A 19,653-nucleotide genomic window follows, 5' to 3' on the forward strand; every position below is an offset into this window, starting at 1 on the left:
CGACGGGCGGGCCAGGGGAGGCGACCGGTGACACGGATCGAGGAGTTCAACGCGCTCGCCGCGCAGCGGGCCGAGGACGATCTGCTGGCCTGCTGCGCCGTGCCCCGCTGGGCCCGCGAGGTCGCGGCCGGGCGGCCGTACCCGGACCTGGCCGCGCTGCTGGCCGCGGCGCACGCCGCCAGCGCGGGGCTGACCTGGCCGGAGGTCGCGCAGGCGCTCGCCGCCCACCCGCGCATCGGCCAGCGCCCGGCGGGGCAGCGCCGGGAGGACGGCTGGTCGCGCGGGGAACAGTCCGGCCTGGACGCAGCGTCCGCCCGGAGCCGGGCCGACATCGCCGAGGCCAACGAGGCGTACGAGCGCCGCTTCGGGCACCTGTTCCTGGTCTGCGCCGCCGGCCGCAGCGACGCGGAGCTGCTCGCCGCCGCCCGGGACCGGCTGGCGCACGACGAGGCCACCGAACGGGAGGTGGTACGCGGGGAACTGGCGAAGATCGCCGCGCTGCGGATCAGGAAGCTGCTCGATGGGCCGGCCTGACGCGGGGGCGACCGCGCCGCTGTCCACGCACGTGCTGGACACGGTCGTCGGCGCGCCCGCGCCGGGCATCGGCGTCCGGCTCGACCGGCTCGACGGCACGCGGTGGCGGCAGGTCGCCGCCGGCCGCACCGACGCCGACGGCCGGCTGCGCGACTGGGTGCCGGCGGCACAGTGGAGGGTCGGCCGGTACCGGCTCGTCTTCGGCCTCGACGGGCACCTCGGGCCGGATCCCTTCTTCCCGGAGGTGGTGCTCACCTTCGCCGTCGGCGACCCCGCGGCGCACCTGCACCTGCCGCTGCTGCTCAGCCCGTTCGGCTACACCACCTACCGAGGGAGTTGACAGATGGGAATCGTGCTGGGGCCCAACCGGTACGGCAAGGCCCAGGTGCGCGTGGTCCACGTGGTCCGCGACGGCGACCGGCACACGCTGCGGGACCTCGACGTGCGGACCGCCCTCGCCGGCGACCTGGCCGCCACCCATCTCACCGGCGACAACAGCCAGGTGCTGCCGACCGACTCGCAGAAGAACACGGTGTACGCGTTCGCCCGTAAACACGGCGTCGCCTCCCCCGAGGCGTTCGCGCTCCTGCTGGCCCGGCACTTCGTGCACAGCCAGCCGGCCGTCCGGCGTGCCGAGGTGGCGGTGCGGGAGTTCGGCTGGCAGCGGCTCGGGCAGCACTCCTTCCAGCGCGGCGGCGCGGAGACCCGCACCGCGACGGCCACCTACGACGGCGAGACCGCCCGGGTCGTGTCGGGCCTGACCGACCTGGTGCTGTTGAACACCACGAACTCCGAGTTCCACGGCTTCGTGCGCGACGAGTACACGACGCTGCCGGAGACCACCGACCGGATCCTGGCCACCGCCGTGGACGCCCGCTGGCGGCACCTCGACGCCGACGCCGACTGGGACGCCGCCCACCGGCAGGTGCGCGAGGCGCTGGTCGCCGCGTTCGTCGAGACGTACAGCAGGTCGTTGCAGCAGACCCTGTACGCGATGGGCCGCCGGGTGCTGGAGGCCAGGCCGGAGGTGGCGGAGATCCGGCTGTCGCTGCCCAACCGGCACCACATCCCGGTCGACCTGTCGCCGTTCGGGCTGGACAACCCCAACGCCGTCTTCGTCGCCACCGACCAGCCGTACGGGGTGATCGAGGGCACCGTCGGCCGCGACGGCGTCGCCCCGGCCGACGGCGACTGGTGACGCCGTGATCGTCATCGACAACTGCGCCGTCGCCACGGTCGACGCCGCCGGCAGCGAGCACCGCGCCGGGCACGTGGTGATCGGCGACGACGGGCGGATCGCCGCCGTCGGGGCCGGGCCGGCCGGGCCGGTGGACCCGTCGGCCCGCCGGGTCGACGGCACCGGTTGCCTGGCCACCCCGGGCCTGGTCAACACCCACCACCACCTCTACCAGTGGGTGACCCGGGGGCTGGCCCAGCAGTCGGACCTGTTCGGCTGGCTCACCACCCTCTATCCCGTCTGGGCGCACCTGGACGCCGACATCGTCCACGCGGCATCGGCCGCCGGGCTGGGCTGGCTCGCCCTGTCCGGCTGCACCACCAGCACCGACCACCACTACGTGTTCCCCCCGGGCCGCGACGACCCGCTGGCCGCCGAGATCGAGGCCGCCCGGCGGATCGGGCTGCGCTTCCAGCCGTGCCGGGGGTCGATGGACCTCGGCCGGTCGGCGGGCGGCCTGCCCCCGGACTCGCTGGTGGAGGAGACCGAGGCGGCGCTGCTGGCCACCGAGGCCGCCATCGACCGCCACCACGACCCGTCCCCCGGCTCGATGCTGCGCGTCTCCGTGGCCCCGTGCTCGCCGTTCTCGGTCACCGGCACCCTGATGCGGGAGTCCGCCGCGCTGGCCCGGCGGCGGGGGGTCCGGCTGCACACCCACCTCGCGGAGACCGTCGAGGAGGAGGAATACTGCCGCGCCACCCACGGCTGCACCCCGGTCGAGTACGCCGAACAGCTCGGCTGGCTCGGCGACGACGTGTGGCTGGCCCACGGCGTACACCTGGACGACCCGGCGGTGGCGAAGCTGGCCGCCACCGGCACGGCGGTGGCGCACTGCCCCAGCTCGAACGCCCGCCTCGGCGCGGGCACCGCCCGCGTGCCGGACCTGCTCGCCGCCGGGGTGCCGGTGGGCCTCGGCGTCGACGGCGCGGCCTCCCAGGAGGCCGGCCAGCTCGGCGCGGAGCTGCGCCAGGCGCTGTACGCGGCCCGGCTGCGCGGCGGTCCGGCTGCGCTGACCGCCCGGCAGGCCCTCGCCCTGGGCACCATGGGCGGGGCGCGGTGCCTCGGCCGCGCCGACGAGATCGGCTCGCTGGAGGTGGGCAAGCTCGCCGACGTCGCGCTCTGGCGCGTCGACGGGCTGGGCCACGCCGGCATCGACGACCCGGTGGCGGCGCTGGTGCTCGGCCCACCGGCGCCGCTGGCGCTGCTGCTGGTCGGCGGCCGGACCGTCGTCGAGGACGCGGAGCTGCGCACGGCCGACGCCGACGCCCTCGCCCTGGCGGCCACCGGGGCGCACCGCCGGCTGCTGGAGCGGGCCCGATGAGCTACGACCTGGTGGTGCGGTCCCGCCGGGCGGTGCTGCCGCAGGGGCAGCGGCCGGCTGCGGTCGCCGTGGCCGCCGGCCGGATCGCCGCGCTCGCCGGTTACGACGCGCCGCTCGACGCCGTCGTCGACGAGGACCTGGGCGACGTCGCCCTGCTGCCCGGCCTGGTGGACACGCACGTGCACGTCAACGAGCCCGGCCGCACCGAGTGGGAGGGTTTCGCCAGCGCCACCCGGGCCGCCGCGGCCGGCGGCGTCACCACCCTGGTCGACATGCCGCTCAACAGCGTCCCGCCGACGGTCACCGTGGCCGCGCTGGGGACCAAGCGCGCCGCCGCGCGGGGCCGCTGCCACGTCGACGTCGGGTTCTGGGGCGGCGTCGTGCCGGGCAACCTCGGCGACCTCGTGGCGCTGGACCGGGCCGGGGTGTTCGGCTTCAAGGCGTTCCTCGTCGACTCCGGCGTGCCGGAGTTCCCGCCGGTCGACGCCGTCCTGCTGGAGCGGGCACTGGCGGCGGTCGACGCGCTCTTCGTCGTGCACGCCGAGGACCCGGGGTCGGTACGCGAGTCGCCCCCGTCGCCGCGCTACGCCGACTTCGTGGCGTCCCGGCCGCCGGCGGCCGAGCGCTCCGCCGTCGCCACGGTGGTGGCCGCCGCCCGCCGCACCGGCGCGCGCGTGCACGTGCTGCACCTGTCGTCGGCCGGGGCCCTGCCCGAGCTGGTCGCGGCGCGGGTCGACGGCGTGCGGCTGACCGTGGAGACCTGCCCGCACTATCTCGCGTTGACCGCCGAGCAGGTGCCCGACGGCGCGACGGAGTTCAAGTGCTGCCCGCCGATCCGGGACCGGGGCAACCAGGACCGGCTGTGGGCGGCGCTGGCCGACGGCACGGTGGACTGCGTGGTCAGCGACCACTCGCCCTGCCTGCCCGAGCTGAAGCGGGCCGACACCGGCGACTTCGCCGCCGCCTGGGGCGGCATCGCGTCGGTGCAGCTCAGCCTGCCGGTGGTGTGGACCCAGGCCCGTCGCCGGGGGCACGGCCTGGCCGACGTCGTCCGCTGGATGGCCACCGGCCCGGCCGACCTGGTCGGGCTGCGCGGCAAGGGGCGGATCGCGGTGGGCGCCGACGCCGACCTGGTGGCCTTCGACGCGGACGCGGGCTTCCGCGTCGAGCCGGGCCGGCTGCACCACCGGCACCCCGTGACGCCGTACGCCGGCCAGCGGCTGACCGGGGTGGTGCGGGCCACCTGGCTGCGCGGCGAACCGGTCACCGGCGACGCCCCGCGCGGCCGGCTGCTGCGGGCGGGTGCGGCATGAGCAACCCGCCCGACCCGGCCCCGCCCCGCCCCGCCGACGGCGCCCAGCCCGACCTGACCGACCTGACCGCCCTGCCCGATCTGGCGTCGCGCGCCTTCGGCGGCGGCGTGGTCGCCGCCAACGACGAGTTCTTCGCCGCCGCGGACAACCTGGTCGATCCGCTGCCGCCGACGTTCTCGCCCCGCACGTTCGCCGCGAAGGGCCAGGTCTACGACGGCTGGGAGACCCGCCGCCGCCGCGAGCCCGGCTCCGACCACGCCATCGTCCGGCTCGGCCTGCCGGGCGTGGTGCGGCTGCTGGTCGTCGACACCAGCTTCTTCACCGGCAACTATCCGCCGTTCGCCGCCGTCGACGGGTGCGCCGTCGACGGCTACCCGGGGCCGGACGAGCTCGCCGGGGCGCGCTGGGTGCCGCTGCTCGACCGCTCGCCGCTGGCCGGGGACAGCCGCAACGTCTTCCCGGTCGACGTGCCCCACCACGTCACCCACGTGCGGCTCACCATCTTCCCCGACGGCGGCGTCGCCCGGCTGCGGGTGCACGGGGACGTGGTGCCCGACCCCCGGCTGCTGCCCGACGTGCTCGACCTGGCCGCGACGGAACACGGCGGCCGGGTGCAGGCGTGCAGCGACCGGTTCTACGGTGCCCCGCAGAACCTGCTCGCCCCCGGCCCGGCCCGGGTGATGGGCGAGGGCTGGGAGACCGCCCGCCGCCGCGACGACGGCAACGACTGGGTGCTGGTCCGGCTGGGCGTGCCGGGGGTCGCGCAGTTCGTGGACCTCGACACCAGCCACTTCAAGGGCAATGCCCCGGGCCGGGCCACGCTGCGCGCCGCCGACGAGCGCCACGGCGACCTCGCCGACCCGGCCACGTGGTTCCCCCTGCTGCCGGAGACCCGGCTGCGGCCGGACACCCGGCACCGCTTCCCGGTCGACGCGACCCGCGCCGCCAGCCACGTCCGGCTGGACATCTTCCCCGACGGCGGGATGGCCCGGCTGCGGGTGACCGGCCGGATCGACGCCGCCGGCCGGGACGCCCTGGTCGCCCGCTGGCGGCGCACCCGGCCGCCGACGGCCGGCCCCGGCGGCGGCTGAGCCCGGCCGGTCGCGGCGGGCCGATCAGCGCCGGCCGGACGCGGCGGGCACACAGCTTCCTGACAGTTGGCGGCGATCCTGGGCACCGGCGCGACCGCGTCGCGTCGGAGGTCCGACAGGAAGGCGTCACGATGAGGAAGTACCCGATGGCCGCGCTCCTCCTGGCCGTCATGATCGGTGGCACGGGGTGCTCGAACACCGGATCCGACCAGACCGACACCGCCGAGCCGCCGGAGGTGGCCACGCTGCGCAGCGACGCGCCCTCCGTCGCCCCGTCGGCGTCTCCGGCCGACGAGCGTCCCCGCGAGCGCCTCGACGACACCGAGGAGGACGCGAAGGCGCGCGCGAGGCCGTACGAGAAGTGCATGGCCGACCACGGCGTCGACATCCACCGGGAACGGGCCGGCGGCACCACGTCGGGCCGGATCGGGAAGGCGAACAAGGCCTGCGAGAACCTGCTGCCGCTGCCGCCGTGGGAGCTCGACCCGGCCAACCCGGAGGCGAGGGACTTCGCGCGGGACGTCGTGGCGTGCCTCAAGGAGAAGGGCGTGCGCTACGTCGAGGTCAACCCCGACGGCCCGGGCTGGTCGTTCGGCGGCGAACAGAACGACGCCGAGTCGATCTCGAAGGGCATGCGGTTCTCGCCGGAATGCGAGCGTGAGGTCGCCGCGAAGCGCAAGTGACCGCACGGACCGGAGGCGCCACCCGCGATCGGGTGGCGCCTCCGTCGTTCTCCGCCCGCGACGGTGCGGTCGGTCGCCGCCCTCCCCCGCGTGCTCCTTCTTCCCCGCGACGGTCAGGACGAGGCGAGCGCCTCGGTCGGCGTGAGCCGGGCGGCCCGGATCGACGGGTAGACCCCGGCGACGACGCCGACCACGACGGCGCCGCCGAGCCCCGCGAGCGTCGCCGGCAGCGGGACCACGACCGGCCAGCCCTGGTGGACCGCGTACGCGGCGGTGGCTGCCAGGCCGACCAGGGTCCCGGCGACACCGCCGAGGGCGGCCAGCGCGGCCGACTCGGTGAGGAACTGGGCGCGGATCTGGCCCCGGTGCGCGCCCAGCGCCCGACGCAGGCCGATCTCGGTGCGGCGTTCCCACACGGCGATCACCATCGTGTTCGCCACCCCGATGCCGCCGACGAGCAGCGCGACCGCGGCGAGGCCGAGGAGCAGGGCGGAGAAGGCGCCCTCGGTGGCCCGCTTCGCGGCGAGGGCGTCCGACGGGCGGGTCACCACGACCTGGCCGGGCTGCACCGGCGAGACGGTGGCGGGCAGGACGGCGCGGACGGTCTCGATCGCCGACTCCCGGCACTGGACGTAGATGACGGTGGGATGGCCGTCGAAGCGGAGCTGGCTGCGGGCCGCCTCCCAGCCGACCAGGACCGAGCGGTCGATGTCGGGGGAGAGCGGCGTGGCGGCGAGGATGCCGACGACGGTGAACCACCGGTCGCCGATGATCACCATCGGCGCCGGGCCGCCGGTGGCGGGCAGGTCCGCGAACCCGAGCCGGGTGGCGGCGACCGAGCCGAGCACCACGGTCGGGAACCGCTCGGTGACGGGGTCGAGCCAGCGCCCGGAACGCACCGTGGCGTTGATGGCCCGCGGCAGGTCGAGGCGGGCGGCGAGCACGGTCAGGCCGGAGCCGTCGCGGGCGTCGGTGCGGTCGTTGCGGCGGACCAGCGCGTGGGTGTTGGCGACCGCGCTCGCGACCGTGACCGGGCCGATGCGCTGCACCATCGCCACGGACTCCTCGGGCAGCTGCGGTGGCGAGTCCGTGCCGGGTTGCGCCATGACCTGGAGGCTGTTGGTGCCCAGGGCGGACAGTTCGCGCAGCAGCGCCGCCTGGCTGGCGGCGGGGACGCCGGTGACCAGGACCGTGGTGGCGATGCCGATCGCGATGCCCAGGGCCGAGAACGCGGCCCGCATCCTGCGGGTACGGATGCCGAGCAACCCGACGTCGAGCAGGTCGAGCGGGGAGAGGCGGACGGGGCGGATCATCGGACGGCCGCCGTGTCCCGCACGAGCCGGCCGTCGCGGATCTCGACGCGGCGGGGCAGGCTGGCGGCGATCTCGTTGTCGTGGGTGATGACGGCGATGGTGGTGCCCTCCTCGTTGAGTCTGCGCAGCAGGCGCAGGACGGCGTGCCCGGTGCCCGTGTCGAGGGCGCCGGTGGGCTCGTCGGCCAGCACCAGGGCGGGTCCGTTGACGATGGCCCGGGCGATGGCGACCCGCTGGCGTTCGCCACCGGAGAGCTGGGCCGGGCGGTGGCCCACCCGGTGGGCGAGGCCGACCCGGTCGAGGGCGTCGAGCGCGAGCGCCCGGCGACGCCTGCGCGGGACACCGGCGTACAGCAGGCCGGTGGCCACGTTCTCTGCGGCGGTGAGGCCCTCGGCGAGGTGGAACTGCTGGAAGACGAAGCCGAGCCAGCGGCCCCGCAGGGCGGAGAGCTGACGGTCGGAGAGCGCGGCGACGTCCTGCCCCGCGATCCGGATGGTGCCGGAGCTGGGCCGGTCGAGGGTGCCCATGAGGTGGAGCAGGGTCGACTTGCCGGAGCCGGACGGCCCGACGATGGCGAGCAGTTCGCCCTCGGCGATGTCGAGGCAGATCCCGCGCAGCGCGTCGACCCCGCCCGGGTAGCGCCTGCTGACGTCGCGCGCGGACAGGACGGTGCTCACGAGGTGGTCACCACCCGCGTGCCCGGGGCGAGCCCGTCTCCGCTGATCTCGACGAGGCCCTTGGCGAACATGCCGGTCTCGACCGCGACCAGGCCGCCGCCCTCGACCTGGACGGCGTAGCCGCCCTCGGCGAGCGCCAGCAGCGCGCCGACCGGCGCGACGAGGACGTCCTTGTGGGTCTCGGCGACGAAGTCGACCTGCACGTCGGCAAAACTGATCTTGGCGACGGCGGCGGACTTGTCCAGGGTGACCGTCACGGTGACCCTGGCCGGGCCGCCGCCCGTCGGGTCGTCGCCCGCCGCGGCCTGCACGGCCTGGCCGACGGCGGCGACCTTGCCGCCGACCGCGCTCTCGTCGGGCAGCCGCACGTCGACCACGTCGCCCGGCTCGACCGAGGCGGCGTCACCGACGTCCATCTGCACGGTGACCACCTTCGCGGTCTGGGTGACCGACATCAGCGGGGAGTTCGCGCTGTCCCCGGGCTGGGCGGCGACCGAGTCGACCCGGACCGCGCCGACGAGCACCGCCACGTCCCCGGGCTCGACCACGCCGGTCGCCGGGACCCCCAGATCGTTCTGCCAGCGCTTGACGGCCGCGCGCAGCCCGGTGGTCAGGACGGCCTCACCCCGGCCCACCGTCACCGCCGGCCGGGACGCGGCCGGCGACGGAGCCGGCGACGGAGCCGGCGACGGGACCAGCCGGGTGCCGGGCCTCGGCTGGTCGCCGATCTCGTAGCCGAGGGCGTCGAGGTTGTCGGCGACGATCCGCACGTCCCGACCGACCGTGCCGAGGTCACGCAGCGGGCGGTACAGCGGCATCCCGCCGTAGAACAACGGCACCGGCCGGTCGTCGACGCGGTAGAGCTGCTTTCCGCGCCGGACCGCCGCCCCCGGCGCGGGCAGCCACGTCACCGTGCCGTCCCTGCCGCCCTTGAGCACCCGGGCGGCGCCGTAGCCGAGGGTGCCCGGCAGCGACTGCGCCATCGACATGTCCTGCCGCGCCAGCGCGACGCTGCGCACCCCGGCGGGTTCGTCGACGGCCGGCGGTCGTCCGCTGTTCCGGCCGAACCAGACGACACCCGCCGTGACGGCCAGCACCGCGAGGACGACGGCGGGCACCACCAGCCTCGGCAGGCGTCGGCGGCGCGGCGTCGGTTCCGCGCCGACGACCGGGATGACCTGGGTTTCGGTGTCCGACGGTGGCACCGTCCGGGGCAGTGACATGGCGCGATCGTGGCCCGGGAATATCAGGATCCTGTCAGGCCCGGGCGTGACCTTTTCCGCACCGCCGCCGCGCCGCGCGGCGCACCGCCCCTGGGCTGCCCGGGCGCGGCGCGACCCACGTCGCGGCCGAGGTCGCAGCCGGTTCGGGGCCTGACGCCTGACCTATAGTCCCCACCATGTGCGCACAGGTGATGCTCGCGGAGGACGACCGGCGGCAGGCCGAGGCGCTGCGCCGCTACCTGGCCGCGGAGGGACACGAGGCGACGGTCGTGCACGACGGCGAGGCGGCGCTGCGGCAGGCCCGGCAGCAGCCGTTCGACCTGCTCGTGCTCGACGTGATGCTGCCGGGGCTGGACGGCATGCAGGTCTGCCGCATCCTCCGGCAGGAGTCGGACGTGCTGATGCTGATGCTGACCGCCCGGTCGAGCGAGGACGACCTCCTGCGCGGCCTGGACCTGGGCGCCGACGACTACATGACCAAGCCGTTCAGCCCCCGGGAACTGGTGGCCCGGATCCGGACGCTGCTGCGGCGCGTCCGGACGACGGGGCAGGACTCCCCCGTGCACCGGGTCGGGCGGCTCACCGTCGACGAGCCACGGCACACCGTGACCGCCGGTGGCGTGCCGGTCGACTGCACCGCCGGCGAGTTCGCGATCCTGGCCGCGATGACCCGCCAGCCGGGGCGGGTGTTCACCCGCGGCCAACTGCTGGAACACACCCGGGGAGTCGAGCGGGAGTCGACCGAGCGCACCATCGACGTACACGTGATGAACCTGCGCCGCAAGATCGAGCTGAATCCCCGCCGCCCCCAGCAACTGCTGACCGTCTACGGCGTCGGCTACAAGCTCAGCCCCGGGGCGCCGTGAGACGGCAGCGGGTGCCGCCGCACCGCAGTCTGGTGGTGCGGCTGCTGGCCACCTCCCTGCTGGTGGCGGTCTGCGCGATCCTGGCGACCACCTGGCTGGCCGTGCAGTCGACGACCCGGGCGATCCGGCAGGAGCAGGGCCGCTCGCTCGCCGACGACAAGAGCATCTACGACACGATGCTGGGCTACGCCGCCACCCACCGGGACTGGTCGCAGGTGGCCCCCGTGCTCGCCGAGCGGGCCGGCAAGCTCGAACGGCGGATCACCCTGATGACCCCCGACCGGCAGGTCATCGCCGACACCGCGCCGCAGGGCCCGTCGCTGCACGCGGCGCGGCCGTCGGCGACCGTCGACCCGCTGCAGGTGGACCTGGGCCTGACCGGCGGGACCGAGCGGATCGACCCGCGCGCGCTCGGGCCGTACGTGCTGACCGCGCAGGAGAGTGCCTTCAGCCGGGCGCTGGCCACCCGGTGGCTCGGCTGCATCCGCGGTGAGTCCACCCTGGACGGCAAGGTCGTCGTCGGCCCGGGCGGGCGGGCGTCGGTGCAGGTGAACGGGCCGGACGTGCGCGACGTCGCCGGCTTCTGCCTGCCGACCGAGCTGGCCGAGCCGCTGCCGAGCGAGGCCAAGGGGATCGCGCAGCTGAGGACCGCGACGAAGACCTGCCTGCGCGAGGCGGGGATGCCCGACCGGGTCGCGATCAGGGCGGACCGCACCGCGACCCCGAGCGGCGACGCCCGCGCCGACCGGCAGACCGACACCTGCCTGCAGAAGGCGCGGCTCGCCCAGCTCAGGTCGTACGTGGCCCCGCCGGCCCTGCTCTTCGTGACCGACGAGGCCCAGGGCACCGCCGAACCGGTGTTCAACCTGTCCCGGGACAACGCGATCCGCATCGCCCAGGTGACGGGAACGGTGCTGGCCGCCACCGTGCTGATCACCGTCCTGGTCGGGCGGCGGCTGGTCCGGCCGCTGCGGGCGCTGACCGACGCCACCCGGCGGCCGATGGACGAACAGGCCCGGGTCCCCGTGACCACCCGCGACGAGATCGGCCTGCTCGCCACCGCCCTCAACGACCTCGCCGCCCGGCGGGAACAGACCGAGGCGCTGCGCAAGAGCATGGTCAGCGACGTGGCGCACGAGCTGCGTACGCCGCTGACCAACATCCGTAGCTGGCTGGAGGCCGCCCAGGACGGCCTCGCCCAGCCCGACGCGCAACTGCTCAGCCTGCTGCTCGACGAGGCGCTGCTGTTGCAGCACATCATCGACGACCTGCGCGACCTGGCCGCCGCCGACGCCGGTGACCTGCGCATCCACCGCGAGCCGCACTTCGTGGCGGACCTGCTGGAGCAGGTCGTCGAGGCGCACCGGGGCGCCGCCGAGGCCGCCGGGGTGCGGCTGGGCACCGAACTGCTCGCCGACCCGGAGCTGCCGGTCGACGGCGCCCGGCTGCGGCAGCTCGTCGGCAACGTGGTCGCCAACGCGGTCCGGCACACCCCCGCCGGCGGCTCGGTCACCGTGCGGTGCGCGGTGCACGACGACCAGGTCGCCATCGCCGTGTCCGACACCGGGACCGGCATCGCGCCCGCCGACCAGGCCAGGGTCTTCGACCGGTTCTGGCGGGCCGACGACTCGCGGGCCCGCAGCACCGGGGGCAGCGGGCTCGGCCTGTCGATCGCCCGCAAGCTCGCCGAGGCCCACGGCGGCACGATCGGCCTCGAGAGCGTCCTCGGCCGGGGCAGCACCTTCACCATCCGGCTGCCGATCGCCGAGCCGGCGGCCGCCGGTCACCGCCGTCCCGTCGCCGGGCGGTAGCGGAGCGGGGCGGCGCCTGTCGGGCCGCCGGACCGGCCGCAGGGTGGGCTTAGTGCTCACCGCCCGCCGCGGCGCAGCACCAGCGTCACGAAACCCAGCACGTGACGGTATCCGCGCAACCACTGGTCGCGGTGCTCCCGGGCGGCGGTGAGCGCCTCGGCCGCGTCCGGGTGGCCGGGATTGTCCAGCGCCCACTCCGTGAGCGAGCCGATCCACGACCATTCGTAGTCGTCCCACTCGGCGGCGTCGCTGACGTGGGCGTACGTCGGCGTCCAGCCGGCCCGCTCGGCGGCGTCGACCAGGCCGGCGAGGTCGGTGAACTCCTCGGGCTTCACACCGAGCGCCGCCAGCGCCTGCGGGGTCGGTGGGACCTGCCAGAACCCCTCGCCGACCAGGAGGACGCCGTCGGCGTTCACGTGCCGGCCGGCCAGCTCCAGCGTCCCGCCGAACCCGCCGAACGCGTGGGTCGAGCCGACGCACAGCACCAGGTCGTAGTCGCCGTCGGGCACGTACGTCCGTGCGTCGCGCCGGTGCAGGGTGAGCCGGTCCGCGAGGCCGCGCGCGTCGGCGGCGCCGGCGGCGCGTTCGAGGGCGTACGCGCTGACGTCCACGCCGTCCGCGTGCCCGTCGGGATAGTGGGCGAGGGCCTGCAGCGCCCAGGCCGCCTCGCCACAGCCGAGGTCGAGGACGCGGGCCGTCGGTTGCCGGCCCGCCCGGCGCAGGAGCCGGTTGACGTTGACGCCGAAGATCGGGGCCGCGATCGGGTGGCGCGAGTGCGCGATGCTGCTGAGCCGTTGACGATCCACCGCCCGAGTCAACACGACTCCGGTCACCCACCGCACCGGGGTTGTCGGGCCGGGCGCGGCGACGCCACGAGCGACCGGTCACGGCGGGCTCAGCGGCCTGGCCTTCTGCGGGTGGAGCGTCTCGTGGCGGGCCAGCATGGCGACGAACTCGGCGATCTTCCGCTCGCGGGTCTCCGCGCGCTTGACGGCGTTGAGGCGGTAGACGAGAGCGAACCGGTTGGCCTTGGTGAGCACGTCGAACATGGCCTGGGCGGCGGGGTCGGCGGCGATGGCGGCGAGGAGGTCGGCCGGCACCTCGGCCTCCGATGACGGGGCGTAGGCGGCCGTCCACCGCCCGTCGGCCTTGGCGGCCTCCACCGCCGCGCGGCCCGGGGGCAGCATCCGCCCGTCCGCCTCCAGCCGGGCCACGTGGGCGACGTTGCGCTGCGACCAGACGCTGCGGGGCCGGCGCGGGGTGAACCGGATCCAGGAGGTCTCCTGGTCCCGCTTGCGGGCCTGCCCGTCGATCCAGCCGAAGCACAGGGCCTCGTCGACCGCCTGCTGCCAGGTCAGCGTGGTGACGGTGCCGCCCTTGCGGGTCAGTGCGAGCCAGACGCCGGGCGACGTGGCGTGGTGGGCCGACAGCCACGCGCGCAGCGCGTCGGAGTCCGCGACGATCAACTCGTCCAGTTCGGCAGTCGCCATGACGGCAGGTTAGCCCGCTGCGGCTGGAGCGGTGGCCGCACCCCGCAGGTCACCGTGGCGCCGGGTCAGCCCCGCCCCGGGCGGACCGCCGACGTGCCGCGGCGATCTCGGGATGGTGGCCGACGGCCCAACCGGCCAGCGCGGAGAGCGGCTCCAGCAGGCTGACGCCGAGGGGCGTCAGCCGGTACTCGACGCTCGGCGGCGACGTGGGAAACACCTCGCGCGCGACCAGACCGTCGCTCTCCAACGTGCGCAGGCTCCGGGTGAGCATCCGCTGGCTGATGCCGTCCACCGCCCGATGCAACTCGTTGAACCGGTGCGGCCGCTGGTCGAGCAGCGTGAGCAGCAGCAGCGTCCACTTGTCGCTCACCCGCCGCAGCACGTCGGTGACCGGGCAACTCTCGTACTCGCCGGCCGGAACGGGCTGCGGCAACCGGTGGCCGCCCAGCCCGCCACGCACACCCGTGTTCCCTGTGGCCATGAAAGTGCCTTCTTTCGCTCGCGCCGGTCAGCTGCCCAGGATGGACACGGTCGGTGACGAACCGTAGTGGAGGCGGCATGGGATTCGTGGTGGTCAGTGGCGGCACCAACGGAATGGGACGGGCGTTCGCCGCCGGGCGGGCCGATCGCGGTGACCAGGTGCTGGTGCTCGGCCGCAACCGCGAACGCGGCGAGGCGCTGGCGGGTGGCTCCGTCGCGTTCCTCCCCGTGGACCTCTCCAGCGTGGCCGAGACCCGGCAGGTCGTCGAGCACATCCTCACCGAGCACCCCGTCGTGGATGCCTTGACGCTGTTCGCCAACGCGGTGGCGCCGCGTCGGATCGTCACCGACGAAGGGCTGGAGCAGACGTTCGCGCTCTACTATCTCAGTCGCTATCTGCTCAGCTTCGGCCTGCGTCCCGCCTTGGACCGGGCCGCCGCCCCGGTGATCGTGAACGTCGCAGGCGTCGGCGTCACCCGGGGCGGGGTGCGCTGGGCCGACCCGCAGCTGACCTCGGGTTACTCGGCCCTCACCGCCCAGCTGCAGGCCGGTCGAGCCAACGATCTGCTCGGCGTGGGCTTCGCCGAGCAGTCCGGCAGCCGCGCCCGTTACGTGCTCTACCATCCCGGCTTCACCCGCAGCGGCGACCGTGGCCCGCTGCCGCTGGTCGTCCGCGGACTGCTGGCGGCGTCGGTGGCGGCCCGCCCCGTCGCGGACGCGGTCGCCCCGATCCACCGGTTTCTCGACGCGCCACCGGCCGAGCCGCTGACGGCCGTCGACCGCCACAAGCGGCTTCCGCCCGACTTTCCCACGCTCGACCCGCGGCACGCCGCACGTCTGATGCAGCTCACGGAGAAGCTGCTCGACTGACAGCGCGCAGCGTCACGCCTGGTATGCCCGCCACTGTTCGGCCGGGGTGAGCGGCACGAGCGGGGGCCGCTCCACGACCGTGGTCAGCTCGATCCGCCGGCCCTCGGCCGCCGACCGCAGCAGGGCGGTCATCGTGTCGAGCACGTGCAGCGCCACGTCGCCGCCGGCCCGCGGCGGACGCCGACCCCCGGCGGTGACGGCGTCGATCAGGCCGACGCCCCGGGAACCGTCGACGTAGCCGGCCCCCGGTGGCACGACCTGCCATTCGGTGCCGCCGAGCGCGAACAGCCGGATCTCGCCGTCGAAGTAGTTCGGGTCGGGCACGGCGAGCGTGCCGGTCTCCCCGTGCACCTCGATCGGCGCGGCCGTCGTCGCGACGCCGTCAAAGCTCGTGGTGAGGGTGGACAGGGCGCCGTCGGCGTGTTCGAGCACGCCGGTGACGTGGGTGTCCACCAGCACCGGAACCCGCTGGCCGAGGCGCGGGCCCGAGCCGATGACGCGCTCGGGACGCAGCCGGCTGGCGGCTCCGTGCACCGCGCGGACCGGCCCGAGCAGGTGGACGAGCGCCGAGATGTAGTAGGGCCCCATGTCCAGCAGCGGCCCCCCGCCCGGGGCGTAGTAGAAGTCGGGGTGGGGATGCCAGCGCTCGTGCCCCGGGGTGACCATGACGGCCGACGCGGACAGGGGACGGCCGATGAGCCCGCCGTCGATGGCGGCGCGCGCCGTCTGCGTGCCCGTGCCCAGGACGGTGTCCGGCGCGCACCCGACGCGGACGCCGGCCGCCGCGGCCCGCTCCACGGTCGCCCGGCCGTCCGGCAGCGTGGCGGCGAGCGGCTTCTCGACGTACACGTGCTTGCCCGCGTCGATCGCGCCGAGGGAGATCTCGGCGTGCGCCGCGGGGATCGTGAGGTTGAGCACCGTCTGCACGTCGGGGCGGTCGAGCAGGCGCTCGACGCTCACCGCCTCGGCTCCGGGAAGCCCGGCGGCGGTCGCGGCGGACCGGGAGGCGTCCAGGTCGGCCACCGCCACGATGTCCACCGCCGGGTGGTTCGCGAGCGTGTCCAGGTAGGCGCGGGAGATGACGCCGAGCCCTACGACGCCGACGCGGTGCGGGTCGCCCACACCATCCCCCTCTCGATGACGGTACGGATGCTCGGGTGCTCCAGCACGTCGAGGCTGTGCCCCGGGGTCGTCACGACGACGCGCCCGGCGCCCCACTGCCGGGTCCAGATCGCCGGCGAGGTGACCGGCCGGTGCCACGGCTGCCACGGCTGCGCCGGGTGGGTGGTGGTGGCCAGCACCTCGATGAGGTCGTCGTGCAGCACCCAGTACTGCTCGGTGACCAGCTCGATGTCCGGAATCCCCGCGGTGATCGGATGCTGCCGCCCCAGGTCGGTGACGCGTACCGTGTGCGGGAGGAAGTTGTCCTCCGCCCCACCGCGGCGCTCGCACGGCTCCTTGCCCGGATGGGTCGCGAACTGGCCGCCCACCAGGTGCAGATAGTCGGACGACATCCGGAACGAGTCCACGATGCCGCCGTGCCAGCCGGTGAACCCCGTCCCGGCGACGACCGCCGCGCACAGGCCCGCCACCTGCTCCGGGGTGATCTGCGACATCGTCACGCACTGCACCACGAGGTCGGTGCCGGCCATCTCGTCGGCGTCGGCGTAGACGTCCGTCGACTCCTCGATCCGCACCGCGTAGCCGCTGCGCTCAAGGAACGGAAGGAACAACTCCGTCGCCCGGACCGGCTCGTGCCCCTCCCATCCGCCCCGAACCACCAGCGCTCTGCGCCGCGTCATCCTCGCTCCCTCCCCGGGTCGCCGCCCCGCCCGCCGACGCCGGCCCGGCGGGACGCCCCGATGCCTGTGCCCGTCGCGCAACCGTACTCACTCGACGGTGGATGCGGCACCGGCCGGGTTCGGGGCGCGGTCGGGATGACCTCGGCCGTCCGGGGCGCGCCCGAGGCCGGTCACCCCGGTCCACCAGCGCGGTTGCCGCGTACCGGCCCTGCGGGCAAACTCCTTCCTGATCTGACTGAACCGTCGACCGGTTCAGCCCGTTGAGGGGTCGAATCCGCAGCCTGCCGAGGAGCGCCACGGTGCCACTGACCTCCAAGCCCTACCGCCAGCGCCTGGGACGGCTCGTCGGTGCGTTGCGGCGACGGATGCCCCGGCTCCCCGGCCCGCCGCTGGTCACCCGGATCGCCGCCGGCGTCCTCGTGCTGGCCCTCGCCGTGCTGGCCGGCTTCGCGGCGAGCGCCGGCTTCGGCACGGCCACCGCCGAGACGGTGCGCGAGGGCAGGCCGGTCCCCGCCGACCAGGCGCAGATGATCGCCCAGGCCGCGCTCTCCTGCCCGACGCTCACCGCCCCGCGCCTGGCCGGCCAGCTCATGGCCGCGTCGGGCTTCGACCCCGACGCGCGCACCGACAACGGCGGCTCCGGGGTCGCCGGCCTGAGCGACGAGCTCTGGCAGCGCTGGCGTCCCTGGCCCGACGCGCCCCGGCTGGACGTCGCGGCGAACATCGTCGCGCTCGCCCACCACATGTGCGACCTCGTCGGGCAGCTCCGGCACGGCGACATCGACGGCGACGCGTGGGAGCTGGCGCTCGCCGCCCACCACTCGGGGTTCTCCGTCGTGCAGGCCGACCGGCGCATCCCCGACGCGGCGGCCCCGTACGTGCGCACCGTCGCCGGATACACGGCGTGGTATTCCCGGCAGCCCGACTTCGACCGCGACGCCGCCGGCGGCCCGCCGACCGCCGCCCAGCCGGCGCCGGCCGCCGGCAGCGCGCCGCGCGCCATCCCCCAGGAGCACCTGGAGCTGATCCTCGCCGCCGGCAAGGTCTGCCCGGCGGTGACGGCGGCGAAGATCGCCGGCCAGCTGATGGCGGCGTCGGGGTTCAACCCGCACCTGCTCGGCGCGAACGGGGCCCAGGGCATCGCCCAGTTCCTCCCCACGCTCTGGAGCCGGTACGCCACCGCCGGGCAGTCGCCGTGGGAGCCGGCGGCGGCGATCCCCACCCTCGCCCGGACGATGTGCGCCCTCACCACCGACCTCGCCGGGCTCGCCGCCGACCCGTACCCGATCGCGCTGGCCACCTTCCAGTGGGGCCCGGGGGTGCAGGCCGGCGGCGCACCGAACCTGTCCACGGTGGAGCAGCACGCCGGCCGGGTGCTCGCCTACGCCGCCTTCTACGCCCAGGACCCGCGCCTGGGTGGCCGTCCGTCGCCGCGCCCCACCGTCGCGCCCGCCGTCCCCACCGGACCGGCGCTGGCACTGCCCACCCGCAGGCCCGACGCGGGCGGCGGCGCGTCCCGCCCGGCCGCCGCGACGACCAGGACCACGCCCGCGGCCCCCCGCCCCACCCCGACGACCCCCCGGGCGACCACCGCGGCGCCCGCGGCGACCAGCTACCAGATCAAGGGGTACGGCGGGAAGTGCGTGCACGCGCCCACGGCCGCCGACGGCCAGCAGCTCGTGCTCTGGGGCTGCGGCAGCTCGACCCGGCAGAAGTGGACGTTCGGCGGCGACGGGACCGTCCGCATGGGCAAGCTCTGCATCGACCTGGCGGACGCCGCCACGGCCGACGGCACCCGGGTCCAGCTCGCGACCTGCAACGGCGGCTGGGCCCAGAAGTTCTGGGTCAACCCCTCCGGCGACCTGGTCAACTCGGTCGTCGGCAGGTGCGTCGAGGTGCGGGACTGGTCCACCGCCAACGGCACCGGCCTGCAGCTGGCCACGTGCAGCGGCGGGGCCAACCAGAAGTGGACGAAGGTGCGCGGCTAGCGGGGGGCGCCGAGGCGCGCCGACACCACGGCCGTGCCGTCGGCGTCGGCGACGGCGAAGAACGCCAGGGTGTCGACGGGGACGGCGATCTCGCCGGTGACCTCCTGCGTCCCGGCCGTCGCCGTCCACCGCGCCACCTGGTGCGTCCGGGTGTCGGCGGCGACCGCGTAGAGGCGGTATTCGACCCCGGCGGTCAGGCCGACCACGGTGGCCCGCACGTCGGCGACCGGGCCGGGCCGGTCGGCGCGGGCCGAGACGGTGACGGAGAGCCGCGCGGTGGCGCCGACCCCCTCCACCGTCACGCCCGCGTTGACCGGGTTGACGGTGGCCGGGCCGGCCTCGGGGGCCCTGCCGGCATAGCGCTGGCCGAGGGAGACGCCGAGGGACACCGCCGCGACCACGGCGAGCCCACCGGCGACGAACCACAGCCGGCGGCCACGCCGGGCCCGGTCGGGGGCGTGTCCGGCCGGACCCCGCCCCGCCGGACCGGTGGCGCCCGCCGGGCGGCGGCCCGGCCGGCTCCGACCCGTGCCCCCGCCGGGATCCGGCTCGACGGTCGGCCCGGCGGGCGGGGTGGGGTCGGTGCCGGCGGCCCGGGCGGAACCGGAGCCGGCGGCGGGCTCGGCGGCACGGGTGGGGTCGGTGCCGGCGGCGGGCTCCTGGTCGGCGCGGGCCACGGCGGTCGGGGCCGGCTCCCCGGCCGGGGCGGGCTCGGAACCGACCGCGAGCAGTTCGGCGGCCTCGTCGCTGGTGAGCCCGGAGAACGCGGTCACCAGCGGGCCCAGCCGGTCGCACTCGTCCAGGCAGAGGGAGCACGTCCCGAGGTGACGTTCGAAGTCCTGTTCGCCCTGTGGGTCGAGGTCACCCCACAGGTAGGGGGCGCACAACTCCAGTGGGGCGTGGGCCACCGGACCGGGGGCGTCGCTGTCGCTTCGGAGGTCGGTCATGGTCCGT

The 19,653-nt window shown here is 75.6% G+C and carries 20 protein-coding genes; 11 read left to right on the forward strand and 9 right to left on the reverse strand.

The genetic code is table 11. From position 1 onward, the window contains the following. Positions 1-27 precede the first annotated feature (27 nt). The 7 genes from uraD to ACVMYR_RS21185 all read left to right on the forward strand — a co-directional run bounded on the left by uraD (position 28) and on the right by ACVMYR_RS21185 (position 6,179). A complete protein-coding gene (uraD, locus tag ACVMYR_RS21155) occupies positions 28-534 on the forward strand; it encodes a 2-oxo-4-hydroxy-4-carboxy-5-ureidoimidazoline decarboxylase (RefSeq protein ID WP_228986948.1) in 507 nt (168 codons plus the stop codon). Then, positions 521-874, forward strand: coding sequence for a hydroxyisourate hydrolase (uraH, locus tag ACVMYR_RS21160; RefSeq protein ID WP_457122514.1), 354 nt, complete (start codon positions 521-523; stop codon positions 872-874). The genes uraD and uraH overlap by 14 nt, the downstream gene beginning before the upstream one ends. A 3-nt stretch (positions 875-877) precedes the next feature. Then, a complete protein-coding gene (pucL, locus tag ACVMYR_RS21165) occupies positions 878-1,732 on the forward strand; it encodes a factor-independent urate hydroxylase (protein WP_077937335.1) in 855 nt (284 codons plus the stop codon). 4 nt (positions 1,733-1,736) lie between these two features. Continuing rightward, positions 1,737-3,092 carry an 8-oxoguanine deaminase gene (locus tag ACVMYR_RS21170; protein ID WP_396788353.1) on the forward strand — a complete coding sequence of 452 codons (1,356 nt, stop codon included), beginning with the start codon at positions 1,737-1,739 and terminating at the stop codon, positions 3,090-3,092. After that, complete coding sequence (gene allB, locus ACVMYR_RS21175; protein ID WP_457122515.1) at positions 3,089-4,405, forward strand: allantoinase AllB; 1,317 nt, start codon at positions 3,089-3,091, stop codon at positions 4,403-4,405. Before ACVMYR_RS21170 ends, allB begins: the two co-directional genes overlap by 4 nt. Next, positions 4,402-5,496 carry an allantoicase gene (gene alc, locus ACVMYR_RS21180; RefSeq protein WP_457122516.1) on the forward strand — a complete coding sequence of 365 codons (1,095 nt, stop codon included), beginning with the start codon at positions 4,402-4,404 and terminating at the stop codon, positions 5,494-5,496. Before allB ends, alc begins: the two co-directional genes overlap by 4 nt. 131 nt (positions 5,497-5,627) lie before the next feature. Further along, the gene (locus ACVMYR_RS21185; protein ID WP_218107027.1) at positions 5,628-6,179 is read left to right on the forward strand and encodes a hypothetical protein; all 552 of its coding nucleotides are present in this window, start codon (positions 5,628-5,630) and stop codon (positions 6,177-6,179) included. Between the two features lie 113 nt (positions 6,180-6,292). Here ACVMYR_RS21185 and ACVMYR_RS21190 read toward each other — a convergent pair whose 3' ends face one another. From ACVMYR_RS21190 to ACVMYR_RS21200, 3 genes are read right to left on the reverse strand one after another with little or no spacing between them, the layout of a single operon-like run. Beyond that, the gene (locus tag ACVMYR_RS21190; RefSeq protein WP_396788350.1) at positions 6,293-7,492 is read right to left on the reverse strand and encodes an ABC transporter permease; all 1,200 of its coding nucleotides are present in this window, start codon (positions 7,490-7,492) and stop codon (positions 6,293-6,295) included. Further along, entirely contained in the window at positions 7,489-8,169 is a 681-nt protein-coding gene (locus tag ACVMYR_RS21195) for an ABC transporter ATP-binding protein (protein WP_077937327.1), read from the reverse strand. Before ACVMYR_RS21195 ends, ACVMYR_RS21190 begins: the two co-directional genes overlap by 4 nt. Next, positions 8,166-9,392 carry an efflux RND transporter periplasmic adaptor subunit gene (locus ACVMYR_RS21200; protein ID WP_457122517.1) on the reverse strand — a complete coding sequence of 409 codons (1,227 nt, stop codon included), beginning with the start codon at positions 9,390-9,392 and terminating at the stop codon, positions 8,166-8,168. Before ACVMYR_RS21200 ends, ACVMYR_RS21195 begins: the two co-directional genes overlap by 4 nt. A 176-nt stretch (positions 9,393-9,568) precedes the next feature. Between ACVMYR_RS21200 and ACVMYR_RS21205 the strand changes: the two genes are divergently transcribed. Both ACVMYR_RS21205 and ACVMYR_RS21210 read left to right on the forward strand, forming a co-directional pair. Continuing rightward, positions 9,569-10,258, forward strand: a complete 690-nt coding sequence (locus tag ACVMYR_RS21205) for a response regulator transcription factor (RefSeq protein ID WP_077937326.1) — start codon at positions 9,569-9,571, stop codon at positions 10,256-10,258. Further along, positions 10,255-12,069 carry a sensor histidine kinase gene (locus ACVMYR_RS21210; protein WP_457122518.1) on the forward strand — a complete coding sequence of 605 codons (1,815 nt, stop codon included), beginning with the start codon at positions 10,255-10,257 and terminating at the stop codon, positions 12,067-12,069. Before ACVMYR_RS21205 ends, ACVMYR_RS21210 begins: the two co-directional genes overlap by 4 nt. 56 nt (positions 12,070-12,125) lie before the next feature. On the opposite strand, the gene ACVMYR_RS21215 is transcribed toward ACVMYR_RS21210, so the two are convergent. The 3 genes from ACVMYR_RS21215 to ACVMYR_RS21225 form a co-directional block, all read right to left on the reverse strand. After that, positions 12,126-12,875, reverse strand: coding sequence for an SAM-dependent methyltransferase (locus tag ACVMYR_RS21215; protein WP_457122519.1), 750 nt, complete (start codon positions 12,873-12,875; stop codon positions 12,126-12,128). 78 nt (positions 12,876-12,953) lie between these two features. Beyond that, positions 12,954-13,559 carry a YdeI/OmpD-associated family protein gene (locus ACVMYR_RS21220; protein WP_457122520.1) on the reverse strand — a complete coding sequence of 202 codons (606 nt, stop codon included), beginning with the start codon at positions 13,557-13,559 and terminating at the stop codon, positions 12,954-12,956. A gap of 49 nt (positions 13,560-13,608) precedes the next feature. After that, a complete protein-coding gene (locus ACVMYR_RS21225; RefSeq protein WP_457122521.1) occupies positions 13,609-14,040 on the reverse strand; it encodes a winged helix-turn-helix transcriptional regulator in 432 nt (143 codons plus the stop codon). Positions 14,041-14,117: 77 nt separating this feature from the next. Here ACVMYR_RS21225 and ACVMYR_RS21230 point away from each other — a divergent pair, with 77 nt between their 5' ends. After that, a complete protein-coding gene (locus ACVMYR_RS21230) occupies positions 14,118-14,909 on the forward strand; it encodes an SDR family NAD(P)-dependent oxidoreductase (protein WP_457122522.1) in 792 nt (263 codons plus the stop codon). Between the two features lie 12 nt (positions 14,910-14,921). Here ACVMYR_RS21230 and ACVMYR_RS21235 read toward each other — a convergent pair whose 3' ends face one another. After that, positions 14,922-16,031, reverse strand: coding sequence for a Gfo/Idh/MocA family protein (locus tag ACVMYR_RS21235; protein ID WP_457122523.1), 1,110 nt, complete (start codon positions 16,029-16,031; stop codon positions 14,922-14,924). Then, on the reverse strand, positions 16,001-16,711 hold the full coding sequence (locus ACVMYR_RS21240; RefSeq protein ID WP_457122524.1) for a ThuA domain-containing protein: 711 nt from the start codon (positions 16,709-16,711) through the stop codon (positions 16,001-16,003). The genes ACVMYR_RS21235 and ACVMYR_RS21240 overlap by 31 nt, the downstream gene beginning before the upstream one ends. 299 nt (positions 16,712-17,010) lie before the next feature. Between ACVMYR_RS21240 and ACVMYR_RS21245 the strand changes: the two genes are divergently transcribed. Next, positions 17,011-18,699 carry a ricin-type beta-trefoil lectin domain protein gene (locus ACVMYR_RS21245; protein ID WP_457122525.1) on the forward strand — a complete coding sequence of 563 codons (1,689 nt, stop codon included), beginning with the start codon at positions 17,011-17,013 and terminating at the stop codon, positions 18,697-18,699. On the opposite strand, the gene ACVMYR_RS21250 is transcribed toward ACVMYR_RS21245, so the two are convergent. After that, on the reverse strand, positions 18,696-19,646 hold the full coding sequence (locus ACVMYR_RS21250; protein WP_457122526.1) for a hypothetical protein: 951 nt from the start codon (positions 19,644-19,646) through the stop codon (positions 18,696-18,698). The genes ACVMYR_RS21245 and ACVMYR_RS21250 overlap by 4 nt on opposite strands. Positions 19,647-19,653: the final 7 nt, after the last annotated feature.

It is taken from the genome of Micromonospora sp. PTRAS2 (assembly GCF_054052245.1).